This window comes from Vibrio sp. 10N.222.49.A3 (assembly GCF_041475145.1).
GTDB classification, from domain to species: domain Bacteria; phylum Pseudomonadota; class Gammaproteobacteria; order Enterobacterales; family Vibrionaceae; genus Vibrio; species Vibrio tasmaniensis_A.
On record NZ_JBFRVM010000003.1, the window covers coordinates 38815 to 58090 of the forward strand.

A 19276-nucleotide genomic window follows, 5' to 3' on the forward strand; every position below is an offset into this window, starting at 1 on the left:
AAGATTTAAAGGAGCAAAGCCTTAACATTTATCAAAAGTAAGAATACACTCACAAAGCTTGCACTTTTATTTAGCGAACAAGGACTGTTATGAGTCAGAAAAATTTCAGCAAATTGAACGAGACCGAACTTGAGTATGTCGATGACAAAACAGCGGCACTGCTCCTCAATACGCCCACCAGTGCGCGTATTATGTTGTGGGTTATCGTTCTGTTTTTTGTCGCTGCTATTGGTTGGTCTGCTTGGGCTGAAATCGACAAAGTGACTGTTGGCCAAGGCAAGGTGATCCCTTCCTCTCAGATTCAGGTGGTGCAAAACCTTGAAGGTGGTTTGGTTAAAGAAATTTTAGTCAAAGAAGGGCAACGAGTTCAAAAAGGGCAACAATTACTATTAATAGATGACACTCGATTCCGCTCTGACTTTCGTGAACGTGAGCAACAAGTTGCGAACTTAACGGCTAATGTACTCATGCTGTCCGCCTCACTGACCAGTGTGGTTATCAATGAAGAATTCTCAGTAAAAGAGTGGAAAAAAAGTGTCTTACTCGATTATGGTAAACTCGCCTTCCCACCACTATTCTACGACCTTCACCCCAAATTGGTTAATCGCCAAAAAGCAGAATATCGTCAAGATCTGAATAACCTGAAGAACCAACTTTCCGTTTTTGATCAACAGGTTGGACAGAAGCAACAAGACCTAGTTGAAATAAAAGCGCGTGTTCAGAATTTAAGACAGAGTTACAACTTTGCCCGCCAAGAGCTGGATATTACCAAGCCTCTTGCTGATGAAGGGGTGGTGCCAAAAATTGAACTGCTCAAGCTGCAAAGACAAGTTAACGACACTCGTCGAGAAATGACCTCTAGCGAACTCAAAATCCCTCTTCTACGTTCAGCAATCAAAGAAGCAATGCTCAGTCGTATCGATGCTGCATTGAACTTCCGATCAGAACAACAAGAGAAGCTAAACCAAGCACAAGATAAGCTCTCTGCAATGACGGAATCAGCGGTTGGCCTTGAAGACAGAGTTAATCGTACTGTAGTAGTTTCTCCAGTAACAGGAACCGTCAAAACGCTTGGTATTAATACCGTAGGCGGTGTTATCCAACCGGGTATGGACATTGTTGAGATTGTACCAACTGAAGATTCCCTATTAGTTGAGGCGAAAATTGCTCCACAAGATATCGCATTCCTCCGTCCAGAATTGAGCGCTGTGGTTAAATTCAGTGCCTATGACTTTACTAAATACGGTGGTTTAGTAGGTGTGTTAGAACACATCAGTGCTGACACCACTCAAGATGAAGAAGGTAACAGTTTTTACATCGTGCGTGTTCGTACCGAGAAGTACAGTTTTGGGGCTAATGAAGAGCTGCCTATCATTCCCGGTATGACCGCTTCTGTCGATATCATTACGGGTAAAAGAACCGTGCTTGAATATATGTTGAAGCCAATTTTGAGTGCTCAAAACAACGCACTAAAAGAGTAAGGACGGTTAATGCTTGAGAACGTCTTCCTACATGCAGTGAAAAAACAAGAGCAGCGGCAATGAAATCTCGGTTTTCGTTATTGCTACTGTTCCTTACCTCTTTTACTTCCGGAGCACTGAACAAGAGTGACCAAAGGTGGATAGACGCAGTCTCTGTAACCTACGGAGAAAGAGCAGGGAAACGAGTATCGACATGGCGCTCGAATATGACGTCGTACGCAGGGTTAAGTGAAAAAGAAAAACTCGATTCGGTAAACCGGTTCTTCAACCAAATGTACTTTGTCGATGACAGTATACTTTGGGGAAAGAATGACTACTGGGCGACACCGCTGGAATTTTTGGGCAGTAACGCGGGTGACTGTGAAGATTTCACTATCGCAAAATACTTCTCTTTACTTGAACTCGGCGTCCCAGATAAGAAATTACGATTAGTGTATGTAAAAGCACTTGAGTTAAACCAATTCCATATGGTGTTGGCTTACTACTCTACACCCAGTGCAGAACCACTAATTTTAGACAACTTAAACCCTGAAATAAAACGCGGCTCCAAGCGCAGAGATCTACGACCGATATACAGCTTCAATGGTAAAAACCTATGGTTAATCAAGTCGGCGGCAGGCAGCGGCAAGTTATCAGGAAAATCTTCAAGATTGAGCTTATGGAACGACTTACGTTCGCGTGAGCGCTCTCTAAAATTAAACAAACCCATTATCAATTACGATGAGTAGGTACAATGACTTTATATAAACAGCTTGTGGTCGGAATGGTTGCGGTTTTCATATTACTGATGACCTCAGTTTTTATGATCGAATTCAATACCACCCGTGACTACTTAGAAGAGCAGCAACGCTCTGAAGTAAATAATACCATTAATACTGTTGGACTGGCGCTCGCCCCTTACCTCGAAGAAAAGGATCAAGTGGCTGTAGAGTCTGTTATCAACGCACTGTTTGATGGTAGTTCTTACTCTGTCGTACGATTGATTTTTTTAGACACAGGAGATGATATTCTTCGTTCATACCCTGTGAAACCAAGTGGTGTCCCACAATGGTTTACCAACCTGAATTTGTTTAAACCGATTCATGATCGCCGCGTGATTACTAGTGGTTGGATGCAACTTGCTGAAGTTGAGATAGTGAGCCACCCAGGCCCAGCCTATACTCAGCTTTGGGAGGCATTTACACGGCTAGTGACCTTCTTTGGAGCGATTTTCTTACTGGGTTTGATCTCGATTTCATGGATACTCCAACGAGCACTACGTCCGCTGTCATTAATCATAAAAAAAATGGATCAAATCGCCAAAAATCAGTTCGGTGAGCCTCTGGTTCGCCCTAAAACAAAAGACCTCATCTTAGTCGTCGACGGTATTAACCACATGTCGACTCAAGTTGAACTTGCATTTAAGAGCCAAGCACAAGAAGCGCAACGACTTCGTGAACGCGCGTATATCGATCCTGTATCTCAGTTAGGTAACCGTGCTTACTACATGTCTCAACTAACTCAGTGGTTAGAAGAGTCTAGTTTAGGTGGTCTGGCGGTGCTAAAAGCCGAATTTATTAGTGAAGAATATGATGACAAAGGCTATCAAGAAGGCGATGCCTTAGTTCACCAATTAGCTGAACATCTACAGGCTTCTATTTCATCTCCAGATATTACTATCGCTCGTATTTCTAGTGATGAGTTTGGCTTCATTATGCCGAACATTGATGAAAATGAACTGAAACTCGTCGCGAGCAGCATCGTAAACTGCATTCAAAATCTAGGTTCAGATCCAACAGGTATGGCAAATCCACACATAGCTCTCGGTGTGACATACAGCAAGAAACGTAAAACCAGTACTGAAATCATGTCTTTGGTCGATAACGCACTGTCTAGCGCGAAAGCTAACCGTGAGCTCGCTTACGGTTACGTAACTGCTGACGACCATGGCGCTGTAATGGGTAAACAGCAATGGCGCATGTTGGTCGAAGAAGCAATCATCAATGACCTAGTAACTTTCCGCTTCCAAGCTGCAAATAATAGTTTTGGCAAAACCTATCACCAAGAAGTGTTCTCTGCGATTGAGAAAGAGGGGGTTCGTTACGGTGCCAACCAATACTTATACGCATTAGAACAGCTTGAAATGAGCCACATCCTCGATCAATACGTTATCGAGAAGATGATTGATAAACTGAATGCAAAAGAGCTTACTAGCCCCGTTGCTATCAATATCTCGCCAAGCAGTATTTCTCAGCCAAGCTTCATCCGTTGGATCGGAAAGTCTCTTGAGAAAAATGCGTCAATCGCTCATCTGTTGCATTTTGAAATTCCAGAAAACTGTTTCGTCAATGTTCCTCACTACACAGCACTATTGTGTAACACCATTCGCAACGCTGATGCGGTGTTTGGTGTTGATAACTATGGACGCAACTTCCAATCGCTCGATTATATCAACGAGTACCGCCCTAGCTATGTGAAGCTGGATTACCTATTTACTCATAACCTTGATGACGAAAAACAGAAATTTACGTTAACGTCTATCTCAAGAACGGCTCATAACCTTGGTGTGACGACTATTGCGTCACGAATTGAAACTCAGACTCAGTTAGATATTTTGTCTGATAACTACGTAGAAGTGTTCCAAGGCTTCATTGTTGATAAATAGTTGTAAGGTTATATCGCATGCAAGATCCACTATTAAACTCACTGATCTACGTTAGTCGGTATTACGGGTTAGCTAACTCGCCCGAAGCGTTGATCAATGGGCTACCACTCTCAGATGGAAAGCTAACCCCTTTCCTTTTCCCTCGCTCTGCAGAGCGTGCGGGGTTAGTGGCCAAAGAAAACCGTTCCGATCTAGAAAACATCCCTCACTTAATTCTGCCAGCCGTATTGTTACTCAAGCAAGGTGAGGCTTGCGTTCTTAATAGTATCGATATTGAGAAGCAAGAAGCCGAAATCATCACAACGGAAAGTGGGATGATGCCAATCGTCATCCCAATAGAAGAGTTAAAAGAGCAATTCATCGGCCGTTACTTCTTAGTAAAAAAACAATTCCGTTATGATGAACGCTCGCCAGAAATTTTAAAAACGCGCGAAGGTCACTGGTTTTGGAGCACAATTTGGCAATCTAAAAAAATCTATCGAGATGTGCTGATCGCATCAATTCTAATCAACCTTTTCGCTATTGCAGCTCCAATGTTTACTCGTTTGGTGTACGACAAAGTGGTACCAAACCTTGCGTTTGAGACGCTATGGGTACTCGCGAGTGGTATTTTTGTCGTCTTCCTCTTTGACTTGCTTTTAAAGTTAATGCGAAGCTACTTTATTGACGTTGCGGGTAAGAAATCCGATATCCTGATTTCATCTAAGTTGTTCAGTAAGGTGCTCGGGATTCGCATGGAAGCGAAGCCTGCTTCTGTCGGTGCTTTTGCTAAAAATCTGCAAGAATTCGAGTCAATCCGTGAGTTCTTTACTTCGGCAACAATAGGCTCATTAATCGATTTGCCATTCGCTCTTATGTTCCTGGCGTTAATTTGGTTAATGGCTGGCAACCTTGTGTTTGTTCCTGTCGTTGGCGTGGTAATACTGATCATCTATGCGTTGTTAATACAAGGCCCGCTGCGTCGTACCATTGAAGAAGGCTCTCGCCTTGCTTCTCAGAAGTACGCAAACTTAATTGAGAGTTTAGCGGGGCTAGAAACCGTTAAGCTATTCAGCGCTCAAAGCCAGTTCCAATTCCGCTGGGAAGAAGCTGTTGCGCACATGGCGAACTGGAATATCAAGAGTCGTCGTATTACCGATAGCATCCAAAATACTGCTGGCTTTGTTCAACAAAGTACCAATGTGGGAATGATTATTTTTGGTGTGTACCTAATGGCAGAAGGCACTCTTACAATGGGTGGCTTGATTGCCGCTACTATGTTGAGTGGTAGAGCAATTGGTCCTCTTGTCCAGTTATCATTGCTTTCTACGCGTTATAACCAAGCGAAGTCATCAATGACCTTGATTGAACAAGTCATGTCGATGCCCAGTGAACAAGAGGAAGGTAAGCGATACATCCACCGTCCGATTATTCAAGGGCATATCGCGCTTGATAAAGTAACATTCCATTACCCTGATTCGCCAATCGCGTCTATAAGAGACCTGACTCTTAATATTAGTCCAGGTGAAAAGGTCGCGATTATTGGGCGAATTGGTTCAGGTAAAAGCACACTTGAACGCCTGATTATGGGCCTGTATAAGCCCACAGAAGGTCATGTACGCATTGATGACACCGATATGGAACAACTTCACCATGTCGACGTACGACGCAATATAGGCTGTGTGCCGCAGGACAGTAATCTATTCTATGGCACGGTAAGAGACAACATTACCTTGGGACGCCCGTTGGTTGACGATCGTGATGTCATGGATGCAGCCAACCGTGCAGGTGTTACCGCTTTTACTCAGCAAGATCCCGCAGGCTTAGAACGCCAAGTCGGTGAAGGTGGTGGTTTACTCTCAGGAGGTCAACGTCAGTCGATAGCCATAGCTAGAGCCTTCCTAGGGCGCCCTCCTGTATTGTTGATGGACGAACCTACCAGTGCTATGGATAACCGTTCAGAGATGCACATTAAGCATCAGCTGAGCCAGCTGTTACCTAGTGAGACTTTGATTCTTATCACCCACAAAACGTCGATGTTGGATATCGTGGATAGAGTGATTGTGATGGAGAAAGGCAGCATTATTGCCGACGGACCAAAATCACAAGTTCTGTCAGACTTGAAGCAAGGAAAGGTAAAAGCGGCAAGTTAAAGCGCTCATGTGACTTAAAGAATCGAACTAAGTCAATATCAGCAAAAGCAAAGGGGGAGCATCAGCTCCCCCTTTCTTATTTGGTCTAATGAGCAGAAAACTGCTCGAACCGCTCTATTTAGTATTGGGCAATTTCAGAGTCGCTCAATTACAATGAGATATCTTCTTTCTCCATTTTGAAAGAACATTGAATTTCATATTGATTGAACGAGAAAACACTGCCGCCGTGCGTTCGCTTAGTCGTCACCATCTCATCACCAAACAAAACAGATACACGGGTGTACACTTTCTCGTGCGCCTCTACTGTGCACTCGGCAAGGTTTGTCTCAAATTCAGCTTCGAGTGTATCCAACTGCGATTTAGTCTTCTCTATCGCTTGATTGTTTTTTTCTCGTTGCTGCTCAATCTCCAACGCTTGCTCTTCGCTTCTTTCCGCTTTTGGTCGCTTCTTAAATTCGAGTTCTTGACGGATGACGTCCATGGTTTGTTCTTGAGCGTGCTTATAAATCTCCTTCAGTTGAGCTATTTTTTTTTGATATCCCTCGAAGCGAGCAAAACCATGAACCTTAGTTGCTGTATCCCCTTCAACGCCTAAGAAAACACATTCCACTTTACCGCCGACTTTAGCTTCACCGCCACTAAGTGTGCCATGCTTCTTAAAGGTATCCATCACAATGAGGTTGTTGCCACAACGAATGTCGTTACTCATGCTATGTAGATTGAGTAGAATGTCATTGCTGGTTTGCAGTTCAGTATTCTGTGCGTAGCTTGCTGTGATAGAGCCTTTGCTAAGTACCTTACAACTTTTTGGCTCATCCTCTTTGATCGTATGACCAATGATTCCTTTCGCGACTTTTATATCCCCCTGAGCCTGAACTTCTGCAGATTCAATAAAGCCACCAACAGTAATGCTTCCGGTCGCCTTCACTATCATTCCAGGTTCTATATTCCCAGAGACAAACACATTACCTTTGAATTTAACGTGCCCAGTAGATACGTCGACATTGCTAACACATAAGGCGTCATCCACTTCGATACTTCGCTCTTTAATAATGGGCAGACCAGAGGATGAAGAAAGTAATAAATTAGGGTCGTCAGGGGAAATGTGGGTGCCTTTTCCCGGCTTAATCAAACTGTCTTGGCCCGGAAGGGGTGGGATAATTCGACCTTGGACGGTAAAGCCCGCAATACCTTTGGTGGCAGGAGTACGTTTCATTAGCGGGTCATTCTGACCAACGGTAATGGTTTCGCCGAGATCTCGCATATCGATCTTACCGGCGTCTTTACTGCGAGGCTTTAATACTTGATGAGTAATGTCTTCAACCAATGCTGAAAACTTAGCATCTTTACCCTTCACAGCTGGAGAACCTTTGGCAACGGGCTGAGTAAATTTTTCACCCGGCTTTAGCTTGCTACTCATCATTAAGACTTTTCTAAGTGCTAGCTTATTAATTCCTTTCGTTATGTGAGCCTGAGCCAAGCAATGAATGATATCGCTGCCACGTAATGCCTGCCCATTATATGCCCCAGTTACAACAAGACTTGCGAGCATCTCATCATCAGACAGTTCAACCGTAACACTGGAATTACGAACTTCAGCAATCAATATTCCTTGATAAGCTTCTCCCTTACCTTCTTTAGCAAGAGTGACAAAACGCAGTATCTCTTCTTCGAAAATAAAATAGTTTGATGCGTTCAAAGCTTCTAAGGTTGTTGGTAATGTCTTATTGTCAAAGCTTGCGTTGACCACAAACCCAGACGGCAGACATGCCATCACTTGCTTCCTATCTTCCGACAATGTAACGATGCTATCCCACATTCGAATTGTGTACCCATAATAACTCTGTTGTTATGCAGTCTATATAATTCGCTCTGTGCTTAGAATCACTACAGTAGAATAATCAGCGTCACATCACTTACTTTCGATGTTGCAAAGGGACTCATAAATAAGACTGACCGATTCTAATCTCTTCTTCACCTTTACAAAAAAGATTCTTTCACGATTTTTCAAACTATGAATATTGGGTACGAGCATAAGATCGCAATACAGCGACGGATCTTCATCACCAAACGATTCGGGATGAATTGATGTGATAATATGAAATTATACCTTCCAAACAACGGCGATGATTAGATCGGTAGAATTGAGATAGGAAATGAGCGCCATGATGGACATGTTCAACAAATTGAGAAATTGCATAAAGATTGGATAATTGAAATCACATAGGTCATTACATACCGCGGTTCAGTTTACAGTGTAAATCCGGCCTTCTAATTTACACTGTAAATCTAATTAACAGCTCGACATATGCTCTGTCGTTCCAAATTTAGTGACGATCGTTGACCTACTTATTTACAGTGTAAATTTAATAGTAGAGTACCGACATCTTTCCTAAACTGTAGCTCAGCTTGTTTTCGTCCGACTAGATTAAACTGTTCGACACAAGTCCCCCACTCTTTCTGCTGCACGACTTTCGCGATAAGTAAGTCTGGAACAACGAAACCTGTATCGATTATAGCGTCAGATTCAGTTATGTGCGCTTGATGACCATTACTTTGGAGAATCAAATTCAGGACACTGAAACCAATGCTGTCGTAACTATTACCACCATCGACATAATTCCTGATGAGTTGGATTTCAGACTCTGCCATAGATTCTGCTTGCCTTGGTAATAATGCGCGCACCATATCAACCTCGAGAGAAGCCAAAGAACCAGAAGTGAGAAAACAGAAACTACGTTCAAAGTGACTTATCAGATTGTAGACCCAATTCTGTGCGCTTTTATTAAGTGGCTTAACCATCAATACCGAGTGACAGCCGCTTGCTTGATCGCGCTGGTGGCCAATGTGCACAGGTACAAAATCGTTATCGCGCCAGAATGAAATCAATTCACTGGTAGCGCCAAAGCTCGTTGCTAAGTAATCCGCCTGATTAGTTTGCTTTGACAACTGCCCCAACATCCAACGACCAATCCCCGAACCTTGATGACGTGTTGAAACGGCAATACGCATAACTCGAAGGCAACGACTGAGCGCCGCTTGCGTACAACCCAGTTGGTTTGCGAGTAACACTGGAGCTAGGTGACCTTGAGGTCTTCGTTTTCCAAGTTGAATCTGAGCAATCAGATCGCTATCCAACCCACCTTCTTCAGTTACCAACATACAACCTAAACATTCGTTTTTCTGCCAAGCAGCGTACAAACGGATTGCTGGATTGTTGAGAAACTGCATTAGATCGTTTGGTGACGTTTGATAATGAGCGTCAACAAGAAGAGAAAAGCATTGCTGTAGCGGCTCCGGGTTCGCCAAGCATTCTGCCTTTGATAACTCGACCAAGCTCAGTTGGTTGATTGCCAGATCAGAAAAGCTATCTAACTCATGAATCACCGAGTCACTTAGCGACGCGTCGTTACCAAGCAAGAAGCAATCAAACAACCAACGCTCTAGTGGATCATTGCGATTCCAACGAATGGGCTGATCGAGCTTAAAACCTTTCCACCCCGGGCGATGCTCTGAAAGCCAAGACTCGAACTTAAGTCCAAACCCTCTCCCACTCCCCTCGTATCCGTGAACGGTGGTTGAAAAAACCATACGATGATAAATGCCAACCATAGATTTGAGCATCGGGATTGGAATTGCAGCCGCTTCATCGACTAATAGCAAATCACAATCAGGCTTAGACTTAAGTAATTCATCTGGTGCTACGAATCTTAAACTTCCGCTTTGATAGCAAATGTAAGTTGCGTTGAGCACTTCACAGTCTTCTAGGCTTTGACTCGCGTGGGAAAATACAGGCTCGATTGCTTTCACTGAAGGCGCTGTCACGATGATATTTAATCCATGACGCTCAACCAAAAGCTGAGCAGCGGCAATACCCAATGTAGAGCTTTTACCACGTCCTCGATCTGCCGTGAGAACTAAAGGTCGTTTACGATGCCCAGACACCACTTTTTTAACCAACTCAACAGCCAGATTTTGCTGTTCGAATTTGTCCAAACTGTTTTCAAAGTCTTGCTTGAGAGGAAGTGCTTTAGTCGCTTGAACAACATCGTCTGTTTCGTTGTGTTGTGAAACCGAAATGAGCTTATTGAAATTCTCCTTTAACCAACGTTGGCCAAAGCTCTCGTTATCTTCAGAGTCATCAACTTTTGGCGGCAACACCAACAACAGCCCACCACCGATTAACGAACCTAGTGCAGCGCTAAAACCATTCGCATCAAACTGATCTCTAAAATCACAAACAACAACTTGGCACTCACGACCAAGCAATTGTTGGCCTTTTTTGACTGGAGCATAAATCACACCTTCAAACGGAGTTCCACCAATCTGGAAGATGCTCGGTGTGTACGAATTTTGAAGGAAGGTAAAAACAGCAGAGTTTTGCCAATCAAAGTCGCCATCAAAGACCACACCGTAACGGTGACCATTGTGTTGGGCAATATTAGAAAGTGTATGCAGAAAAGTATTGGTTGGGTTTGTCATAGTTAGCGTCCAGATTCATCTAAACACAGTTTATCACAGCCAAATAAAAAGCCGCATAAAGCGGCTTTAGAGGAGTAATCAAAAGTCGTGACTTAGTCTAACTTAGATTGTACGAATGCTAGGATTTCTTCCATTGTTGTATCATCAACTTTCTTAAGATTTAACGCCAAGTTTGAACCCTTACGGCTATATGACGCTCGACCTTTAATAAGTTCAACTTTTGGAGAAGCTTTCTTCGCGGGTGCTGGTGCTAGTTCGAGCACCCAACCTTCTAAAGTCTCTGTCACATCTTTTGTTAAACGAGTTACGCCTTGAGCTTCGCTGCGCTGCCACACAAAACCTTCAGAAGCATCACACTTGGTCAGTAATGTTTGTTGCTGCTCACTAGTAAGACCGCTAAATTGTTTGTGTAACTTAACAATAGTCGGGCGGCCAAGATCGCTCACATTTGGGTAAGCTTGTAATAATTCAAGTGGTAAAGCCGCCGCTTTCAACGCGCCACTCACCAAAGCTTCACTACACTGGAACATTTTAGCGAGTGCTTTCTGATCTTCAGCTTCGCCTTTATCAAGCTTCGCTTGCATCTCCTTCCCCTTCTCATAGAGAGAAAGTGGTTTATGAGCGTTAGCTACATCTGATAGAAACTTAGCATGTTCGCCGTTAATGTTTTCAGCGACATAGATCAAGAACTCTTTGTCAGCCAAAATACATGACATACGACGACGGCTACCATCAAGAACTTCAATCTTGCCGTCTTTGTTCTTACGACCAACCGCTGGATATTGCTGGCCGCGCTCTTTAAGCGTAGTTAGTACGTCAGAAAGCGCGTGCTCATTTAAGAAAGACTGCTCACGAGCATTCTCTTCAAAAACAACCGTTCGTGTTGCTACATCAGCGGCTGGAATTCGAACCAATTCAAATGAAACTAAATCTTCACCCGCAACAGAAAGCTCAATTACTTGAGCTTGCTCTTTTAGCGCAGCTTGAGCTTCTTGTGGCGTAGCTACGCGACGTTTATTTGCTTTACCAAATAGCTTTGCATTTAAGTCAGATGTTTTAATTGCCATTCTTGTTATCCCTGATTAAGTGAAGGCCAGTTGCTATGTAATACACGCTCTAATTCTAGAGCACTTTTTTGTACTGCGTCTTGAGCGACAGCCAGAGTTTTCTTACCGCCCTCAAAGTCGCTTACCGTCAGATCGAAAACCGTGCTGTAAGTGTCAGCACAAGTTTCAAAGGCGCGGCTTCTTGGAATCGTGGCCATCATTACTTGGTCATTCAACAGGTAGTTCATCTCGGTCAGAACTGATACCTGTTTTTTGTTGTCGTCTTCAAACATCGTTGGCATTAGACGAACGAACTCAAGCCCTTTCCAATCGTCCGGGAACATTTCATAAACCGTTGGCAAGTGCTGGAAGAAGTTAACCGTTGAAGCCCAGTCCAAACGCTTGGCTGCACATGGAATTAAAAGTGCGTTCGACGCGTACATTGCATTCCACACTAACGGGTCCACGTGTGGCCCAGTATCAATCATGATCACATCAAAATCATCGGCGATTTTGTCGATAAGCTTTTCTTTCAAAAGACGAACAATATCAAGTGACTGATCTCTAGACAGGCTTTGCCATGCTTCAGCATTAAACATCGCATCTTCTGGGAAGGCTGAAATAGTCTTCAAGTTAGGATACTGAGTTGGCAACAGCACGTTCTTACGCAAGAATTCTAGGTCAACATCCTGCTCTTCTGGCACATTATCCAACATGATATCGACTGCAGAATAAATGCTGTCATGCTCTGCACCACTAATTTGTGGGTTTAAGAACAGACGCAAAGAGCCTTGTGGATCCAAGTCAATCAGACAGATACGGTAGCGCTTATCCAAATTTAGAGATAAGCACGCAGCTAAGTGAACTGCCGTCATTGATTTACCCGTACCACCCTTTTGGTTTTGTACGTTGATAATCCATGGTTTATTGTCAGCATGCTGCTTACGTTGATGGAACTTTGGCACTTCTGCCGCGTCCATCAACATGTGAGCTTCTGTCAATGAAATCGAGTAGTGATTGGCGTTGTTCTTTGTAAACTGATGGCCATCAGCTTCAAGTTTAGTGATCGCTTCATCGAGTTTACGACGCGTTAAACCAGAACGAGTCTCCATCATAGCTTTAGACATTGGAGGGAAATGTTCATCACTTCGCTCTTCCAAAATAATCTCAATTCGGTCAGCCTGAACTTGTTGAGTTTGTTCGGCTAGCTGATAGAGCTTATCAATCGTTTGTTCTCTTTTCATTGCCAGTTTCCGTAATGATTAACTAAGTACAAATTGTACAGCGATTAACAACAAACACAACAAAAACATGAACATGCATTTATGAGTAAACTCACATAAAATAGACAGTGTTTTTACAATTTGATGAAACATCACCTCAGAGTAATACTAAAAGTCATCATTTTCATCATGCACAACCATGTTATTTTAAGCGCACATTTAAAGTGTTACAGCATCACTTATTTACAATGTAAATGAAATTATCGCTAAAAAGCTGCGGAACGATTGAAACACAAGCATAGATTACGGTTGGTGTGATTTGCATTCGAATTTCTAGATTTTCAATTCAATAAAAATTAAACAAACCTCAATGAACAAAAAATTCAAAACATAAGAGAAGAGGAGGTGCAAAAAAACAACAGAGGATTCTAACCTGAGCGGAAGAATGATCATGGAACACATCTAATGTAAGAGAATTAATAACACCAAATTATGAAGCATGATCAAGGCGCAAACTTAGCAATATTGATCCGAGCAACTGCACATTACAAATGATCAAACTCCGGAAAAATGATCAAGTAAATATCGTTCCGGAAGCATGTAATTTAAGAGCTAAGTTACGGACAAATGCTTTTGTAATGGGGATTCAACGCCTATAAGGGCTCAATGATTGAAAATTCAATCTACACTGACCGAGAATACGCAAACATGACAATTTCATGATCATGCTTCCTAGTTAACTCCCACCTACGCTAAATACATCAAAGCTATCCATTTTCAACAGATACAGGTTAAATTTTATCCTCAATAGGGCGGGAAGGATAAAAAAGTACCATCACTTGATCATTGTTCCGATAGATTGGGCATCATAAATATCCGCATTGAGTTGTATGAAGTGACTTAGAAGATGATGTTGACTTCCGAACTGTGGATAAGCTGTATAAGTATAATGATCATGCTTTCAAGCCAATAATGATCATGCTTACAATGAGTTAATGATCATACTTCTGGTGTTCTGTGATCATGCTTTCTTTGATTTAATGATCATAGTTTCGGGGTTTTTATGATCATGCTTTCCAAGGGGTTTTATTTTAAACCTTTAAATTCAGCCACTTAAAGCTGCGAGAACAGCCAGATCATTAGATCACTTAATCATTTAAGATCATATTAATCAAAAAGATCAGTTATTTAAAAGCCAATAAATTCTCTTTATTTATGATCATTCTTTCTTTATCATTCAGGAACTATAGTGAAATTACGGTTAGTGTGATACGGATCAAAAATGAAACCAGAAGAGAAATTGTTAATTAAGGCACGAAGCCACAAAGATGGTCATTTATTTGAGGTATCTGAAACAGCCGTTGAATGGATAGAACAATATCAACACTTCAAAGGTGTCACCAAAAGCATCGTTGAGCTTCTTAACCTAATTTCACTTCGTGGGTTTAGCAGCAAAGACGGTTACGTTTCTACTACCGAGATTATTGAATCAACCGATGGTCAAGTTACTCGTGCAGCCTTACAGCAAAGGTTAAGAGCTGCGGTCAGTATCGGTCTTTTCAGGCAAATTCCGGTTCGCTTTGAAGAAGGTCTTGCTGGTAAAACTATGCTGCATCGCTTTGTTAACCCAAACCAATTGATATCAGTACTGGGTGCTACTAGCTTAGTGACAGAAAGCGTGAAGCAAAATGAGAAGCAAAAGCGATCTAAAGCTCTAGCTCAAACCAAAGTCAACAAACGCTTATTGAATGAACACGGACTCAATACCCCACCAACGATGAAAGACGAAGCTGATCAATTTATTGTGTCGCCAACCAATTGGGCGGGTATTATTGATCAAGCCTTAGCGCCCCCTAGAACGCGCAAGAGCTACCAAAAATCAATGGTTTCGATCTCTGGCACTCGAGCGGTGATCGAGACTCGATCTTCAAAAAACATTATGACGGTTGATGATCTGATGACGCTATTCGCGTTATTCACGCTTACTGTTCAATATCATGATCATCACCAAGATGATTACCATCTAGACGCGAAACACACACCGAACAAAACACCACTTTACATCACGGATATTTTGTCCTTGCGTGGCAAGAAAGACAGCGGGCCGGCACGTGATTCGATCCGTGACAGTATTGATCGTATCGAATTTACCGATTTCCAATTGCATGAGCTCACAGGCCGTTGGCTTAGCGAGAACATGCCAGAAGGCTTTAAGAGTGATCGTTTCCGATTCCTAGCTAGAACCATTACCGCATCGGAAGAAGCGCCTACAGAAGGCTCTGACGGCGAAATTCGCATTAAACCGAACCTATACATCCTGGTTTGGGAACCTTCGTTCTACGAAGAGCTGCTGACGCGTGACTATTTCTTCCTATTTCCGCCAGAAATCCTGAAGCAACATACCTTGGTCTTCCAAATGTATTCGTACTTTAGAAGCCGTATGGCACGCCGCCATACAGATTGCATGTTGCTCAGCGAGCTGAATCAGAAATTGGCGCGTAACATCGATTGGCGTCGTTTTTCGATGGATCTGATCCGCGAGCTCAGAAAGTTAGGTGAAGTAGGGGATCAAGAAGATACCTTCCTGGTTAACCTTTGGGGTTATCACTTAACGATCACCGCGTTGATCGAAAAAGGAAAAACGACTGATTATCAGGTTGATATCAAATGTAATGTGGAAGAAGTCTTACGTTACTCAAGAGCACGCACCACCAATGCAGGCAAGCGTAATATGGCACCAACGTTACCGAACCCACTGCGTAATGAAATGGTGTCTAAGCAGAAATTGGAAGAGTTGTCTGAGATTATCGATGGTGAGTTTGAGCCAATTCAGCGCAAAGCACCGTCGCCAAGAGGCAAATTGGGACGTCGAGTTAAGCAGCGTAAACACTCTGTTGAGATCAACGCTGACGAGATCATGATTACTCTCTCTAAATATACCTCTGCAGAGGCTCTAGAACGCAGTATAACGGCTTTATCTGCTATGACAGGGCATTCACATGCTTCAATCAAAGAAGAGTGTTCTGAGCTCATTGAGAAGCTTGATTGGTTGAGAGTAGGGGAGGACGTTATCCCATACGAAACACTGAGTCGCTTGATTGAGCTTTACAACGACCGTGACAGCACCAGCAATCGACACTTGTCTATTGAGCGTTTGATCTCTGGTTTAGCTGTGCGTCGTAAAGTGTGTAAACAAGTTCACGAAGGTCATTTAGACGAAAACGTGTTCTTAGCGCTCGACGAAATGGCGATTGGCCACTAGTCACCAATCACTGTCACTGCTCAGTTGTAAGAAGCCCATATTTACGGTCGACGAATGGATAGTTTTAACACATTAGGTGCTGATTAAAACCGCACCTAACGCTGACAAATTGATGACAATGTAGCGCATCCAGTTGATTATTATTTATCCCGAATAGACAACCTTTTGTCCTTTCTTATGATTAATAGATTGGCTCATATTTTGTTACATCATACTGAATAGATTTTTGCGAGTTCCTAAGGGACTCGCTTTTTTTTGCCTGCAATTCGGCTAATCATTAACATTCAAAAGCTTACCATTTAAATTCTACAGCTTATGGAGTCCGTTCCTGAAGCATGATCAAGGTGCTTATTTTTGATGAGGTTCAGCTTTGATGCTTGATCGAACAGGGGTTGAACAAGGAGTGGATCAGTGCAGTTGACGTAGAGCTATACCTTGATCATCGTTCTGGTGTTGACTTGCCATAAAGCGTACATGCGATTCGATCAATTTTTCTGATTCTTCTTTCCAGCGCGGTTCTTGTTGTTGGTTGGTAAACTCCAAAGCCAATACACACAAGTGCTGTAGCCGCTGTGTACACCACTCTTGTAAGTCAGGTTCTGATTTTGGATTACAAGACACAGCTTGAAGCTTACTATAGGCAAACATCAGGTATTGGAAAGCTTTTTCCTGATGGTGCGAGCCACAAAGTTCGTTTGAGATAGATGGTGGGCTTGGTGGTGGAAGCTTTGTCGATGCCGTCAGAATTTCATCTTTATATCGATAAAACGTAAAGATTCTCAAGCATCCGTCTAACCAGCATGCGATGCCTTTGCTCTGTTCATCCGTGATCAAAGGCCCCCAGAGTGCATCTGGAGGCGTTAAGATCAAAGGCTCTAACTTCTCCACTTGATCATGCTTTCGGTCTTTGTACCAATTTCCGATCCGCTCTAACCAAGTGTCTAGTTCATTCATGCAACGTTATCCCACTGTTTAACATAGTGATTATCTGAAACTTGCTTGATCTCATGCTGTATTTCACTGCTTTGTTCACGAATACGATCTGCGTCTATTGAATAGTTTGGCTCATTTTTCACGAGTTCGCCAAATGGTAGATCAGGATCGGGCACTGCAGAGATCAATAACTTAGTGTACGGGTGTTGTGGGTTGGTTAAGATCGACTGGGTTGATCCCCACTCAACGATCTGCCCCTTGTACATCACAGCCGTCTCTTCTGCGATGTAGTGTGCTGTTGCGAGATCATGCGTAATGTACAAAAAACCTATCCCTAACTCTTTCTTCATCCTCTGCATTAGGTTCAAAACACCGAGTCGTATTGAAACATCCAACATCGAGGTGGGTTCATCGGCAAGGATAACCTCAGCACCGACTGCGAGTGCTCTGGCTAAGTTTATGCGCTGTCTTTGGCCTCCACTGAGCTCATGAGGGTATTTGGTGAGAGTTTCGATGGGCAACTCCACCAGCGTTAATAACTCGTTGAGACGCTCTGCGAGAGCTTGTTTCGTAGCAACTTGCTTGTGGATCTTAAGGGGCCGTGTTAAGTGGTGTTCAATGGTGTGGGTTGGATTGAGTGAGCCAAATGGGTCTTGAAATATCATTTGCACGCGGCTTCGGTAATCCAAGATATCTTTACGACTTTTTAAGGTAGAAATATCTCTGCCATTGAACAGTATTTCTCCCTCTGTTGGCGGATAAACTTTGGTCATCAGTCGAGCGCAGGTGCTTTTCCCGCAGCCTGATTCGCCAACCAGTGCCAATGTTTTACCTGCATGTAAATCAAAACTCACCCCATGCAGTGCTCTAAAGATCTCTTCTTTGCCAAATCCACCACCAACAGTGAATTCTTTAACGAGGTTTTTTACTTGAAAAATAGGTTGTGACATGGAGCTCTCCTAGCACGCAGTTGCGTGAGCGTGTTCGTGAATATTGGGGAAGGAACTCCATAGCTTTTGGGTGTAGGAGTGCTGAGGGTTATTGCGAATCTCATGGGCTTGGTTGACTTCAACTATCTGTCCATGACGCATGATGGCAATTCGATCGCACAGTTGGCTCATTAGTGCGAGGTCGTGGGTGATAAACAATATTGAGAAACCAAACTCTTCTCTGAGTTGATGTATTTGCTGCAGAATTTCGCGCTGTACAACCACATCCAGTGCCGTGGTCGGTTCATCCATGATAATCAACTTAGGGTTGAGCGCGAGAGCTATCGCAATCACCAAACGTTGACGCATCCCACCGCTAAACTGGTGTGGGTACTCGGCTAGACGGTGGCGAGGGATATTGACTAGGTCGAGTAACTTTTCGGCGCGATCTTTTGCTTGCTCGTTGTTCATGCCCTTGTGGTGGCGCAATACATCGGCAAACTGTTCTTCAATGGTCAGTACAGGGTTAAGCGAGTTCATCGCGCTCTGGAACACCATTGCGATCTCACTCCAACGTAAGGTGTTCAAGTGGCTGTCCGATAAGCTCAGCAGATCTTGCCCGCCAAACAGTATTTGTCCGCCAGAGATGAAAGCCGGTGGCTTATGCAGGCGGTTAATGGCAAATGCGATGGTACTTTTGCCACACCCGGATTCTCCCGCTAAACCAAAAATCTCGCCTTGGCCTATGTTAAAGCTTACGGATTTTACGGCATTAAAATCGCCGTCATCGGTAATGTAATCGACACATAGATTCTTCACTTCGAGAAGAGGTGTCTCTAAATTTTCCCTAGACATGATAAACACTCAGTTATGATATTGATAACTATTATCATTAAGATGTGTTGAATTTAGTGGAAGAGAAGAGCACAAAAAGAATGAAGTGACTCGAATTATTTTTTGATTATTTCATGAAGTTTCAGCGGGAAATAGGAAATGAGAACGAGGAAAATGAGAGGTGGATCAAACCACATTTCTTATGGGGAATCTTTTAAATGTAATGGCACAAAATGGCTTTGGCAAAGTTTAAATGAGGCATTTATTAATTAGCTTTGTGAAGCGTCGGAATCATCACATTTCAGTACAG

At 43.0% G+C, this 19276-nt stretch carries 12 protein-coding genes; 5 read left to right on the top strand and 7 right to left on the bottom strand.

Going from position 1 to position 19276, the window contains the following annotated elements; genetic code table 11:
* Positions 1-89: 89 nt before the first annotated feature.
* Genes AB4589_RS00245 through AB4589_RS00260 form a run of 4 tightly spaced genes read left to right on the top strand, consistent with a single transcriptional unit; the run spans position 90 to position 6257 of the window.
* Positions 90-1481, top strand: a complete 1392-nt coding sequence (locus AB4589_RS00245; protein WP_009846009.1) for an HlyD family type I secretion periplasmic adaptor subunit — start codon at positions 90-92, stop codon at positions 1479-1481.
* Positions 1482-1540: 59 nt separating this feature from the next.
* Entirely contained in the window at positions 1541-2209 is a 669-nt protein-coding gene (locus AB4589_RS00250) for a transglutaminase-like cysteine peptidase (RefSeq protein WP_012600028.1), read from the top strand.
* Between the two features lie 5 nt (positions 2210-2214).
* Positions 2215-4125 (top strand): LapD/MoxY N-terminal periplasmic domain-containing protein, encoded by a 1911-nt coding sequence (locus AB4589_RS00255; protein ID WP_372099069.1) that lies wholly within the window; start codon positions 2215-2217, stop codon positions 4123-4125.
* A gap of 17 nt (positions 4126-4142) precedes the next feature.
* Positions 4143-6257, top strand: coding sequence for a type I secretion system permease/ATPase (locus AB4589_RS00260; protein WP_009846012.1), 2115 nt, complete (start codon positions 4143-4145; stop codon positions 6255-6257).
* A 148-nt stretch (positions 6258-6405) separates the two neighbouring features.
* On the opposite strand, the gene AB4589_RS00265 is transcribed toward AB4589_RS00260, so the two are convergent.
* The 4 genes from AB4589_RS00265 to AB4589_RS00280 all read right to left on the bottom strand — a co-directional run bounded on the left by AB4589_RS00265 (position 6406) and on the right by AB4589_RS00280 (position 13029).
* Positions 6406-8076: a FapA family protein gene (locus AB4589_RS00265; protein ID WP_372099070.1), complete on the bottom strand. Its 1671-nt coding sequence runs from the start codon at positions 8074-8076 to the stop codon at positions 6406-6408.
* Between the two features lie 530 nt (positions 8077-8606).
* Positions 8607-10739, bottom strand: coding sequence for a GNAT family N-acetyltransferase (locus AB4589_RS00270; RefSeq protein WP_372099071.1), 2133 nt, complete (start codon positions 10737-10739; stop codon positions 8607-8609).
* Positions 10740-10831: 92 nt separating this feature from the next.
* On the bottom strand, positions 10832-11806 hold the full coding sequence (locus tag AB4589_RS00275) for a ParB/RepB/Spo0J family partition protein (RefSeq protein ID WP_372099072.1): 975 nt from the start codon (positions 11804-11806) through the stop codon (positions 10832-10834).
* Positions 11807-11811: 5 nt separating this feature from the next.
* A complete protein-coding gene (locus AB4589_RS00280) occupies positions 11812-13029 on the bottom strand; it encodes a ParA family protein (protein WP_009846016.1) in 1218 nt (405 codons plus the stop codon).
* Positions 13030-14290: 1261 nt separating this feature from the next.
* On the opposite strand from AB4589_RS00280, the gene AB4589_RS00285 reads away from it, so the two are divergent.
* A complete protein-coding gene (locus AB4589_RS00285) occupies positions 14291-16270 on the top strand; it encodes a replication initiator protein RctB domain-containing protein (RefSeq protein ID WP_017100481.1) in 1980 nt (659 codons plus the stop codon).
* Positions 16271-16678: 408 nt separating this feature from the next.
* On the opposite strand, the gene AB4589_RS00290 is transcribed toward AB4589_RS00285, so the two are convergent.
* Genes AB4589_RS00290 through AB4589_RS00300 form a run of 3 tightly spaced genes read right to left on the bottom strand, consistent with a single transcriptional unit; the run spans position 16679 to position 18987 of the window.
* A complete protein-coding gene (locus AB4589_RS00290) occupies positions 16679-17224 on the bottom strand; it encodes a hypothetical protein (RefSeq protein ID WP_017097200.1) in 546 nt (181 codons plus the stop codon).
* Entirely contained in the window at positions 17221-18153 is a 933-nt protein-coding gene (locus AB4589_RS00295; protein WP_371726830.1) for an ATP-binding cassette domain-containing protein, read from the bottom strand. The genes AB4589_RS00290 and AB4589_RS00295 overlap by 4 nt, the downstream gene beginning before the upstream one ends.
* Before the next feature lie 9 nt (positions 18154-18162).
* On the bottom strand, positions 18163-18987 hold the full coding sequence (locus AB4589_RS00300; RefSeq protein ID WP_372048144.1) for an ABC transporter ATP-binding protein: 825 nt from the start codon (positions 18985-18987) through the stop codon (positions 18163-18165).
* Positions 18988-19276: the final 289 nt, after the last annotated feature.

Coding starts and splice junctions, on each gene's coding strand:
- AB4589_RS00275 (WP_372099072.1), bottom strand. CDS start 11,806: ATGGCAATTAAAACATCTGACTTAAATGCAAAGCTATTTGGTAAAGCA.
- AB4589_RS00280 (WP_009846016.1), bottom strand. CDS start 13,029: ATGAAAAGAGAACAAACGATTGATAAGCTCTATCAGCTAGCCGAACAA.
- AB4589_RS00300 (WP_372048144.1), bottom strand. CDS start 18,987: ATGTCTAGGGAAAATTTAGAGACACCTCTTCTCGAAGTGAAGAATCTA.
- AB4589_RS00285 (WP_017100481.1), top strand. CDS start 14,291: ATGAAACCAGAAGAGAAATTGTTAATTAAGGCACGAAGCCACAAAGAT.
- AB4589_RS00255 (WP_372099069.1), top strand. CDS start 2,215: ATGACTTTATATAAACAGCTTGTGGTCGGAATGGTTGCGGTTTTCATA.
- AB4589_RS00290 (WP_017097200.1), bottom strand. CDS start 17,224: ATGAATGAACTAGACACTTGGTTAGAGCGGATCGGAAATTGGTACAAA.
- AB4589_RS00260 (WP_009846012.1), top strand. CDS start 4,143: ATGCAAGATCCACTATTAAACTCACTGATCTACGTTAGTCGGTATTAC.
- AB4589_RS00265 (WP_372099070.1), bottom strand. CDS start 8,076: ATGTGGGATAGCATCGTTACATTGTCGGAAGATAGGAAGCAAGTGATG.
- AB4589_RS00250 (WP_012600028.1), top strand. CDS start 1,541: ATGAAATCTCGGTTTTCGTTATTGCTACTGTTCCTTACCTCTTTTACT.
- AB4589_RS00245 (WP_009846009.1), top strand. CDS start 90: ATGAGTCAGAAAAATTTCAGCAAATTGAACGAGACCGAACTTGAGTAT.
- AB4589_RS00295 (WP_371726830.1), bottom strand. CDS start 18,153: ATGTCACAACCTATTTTTCAAGTAAAAAACCTCGTTAAAGAATTCACT.
- AB4589_RS00270 (WP_372099071.1), bottom strand. CDS start 10,739: ATGACAAACCCAACCAATACTTTTCTGCATACACTTTCTAATATTGCC.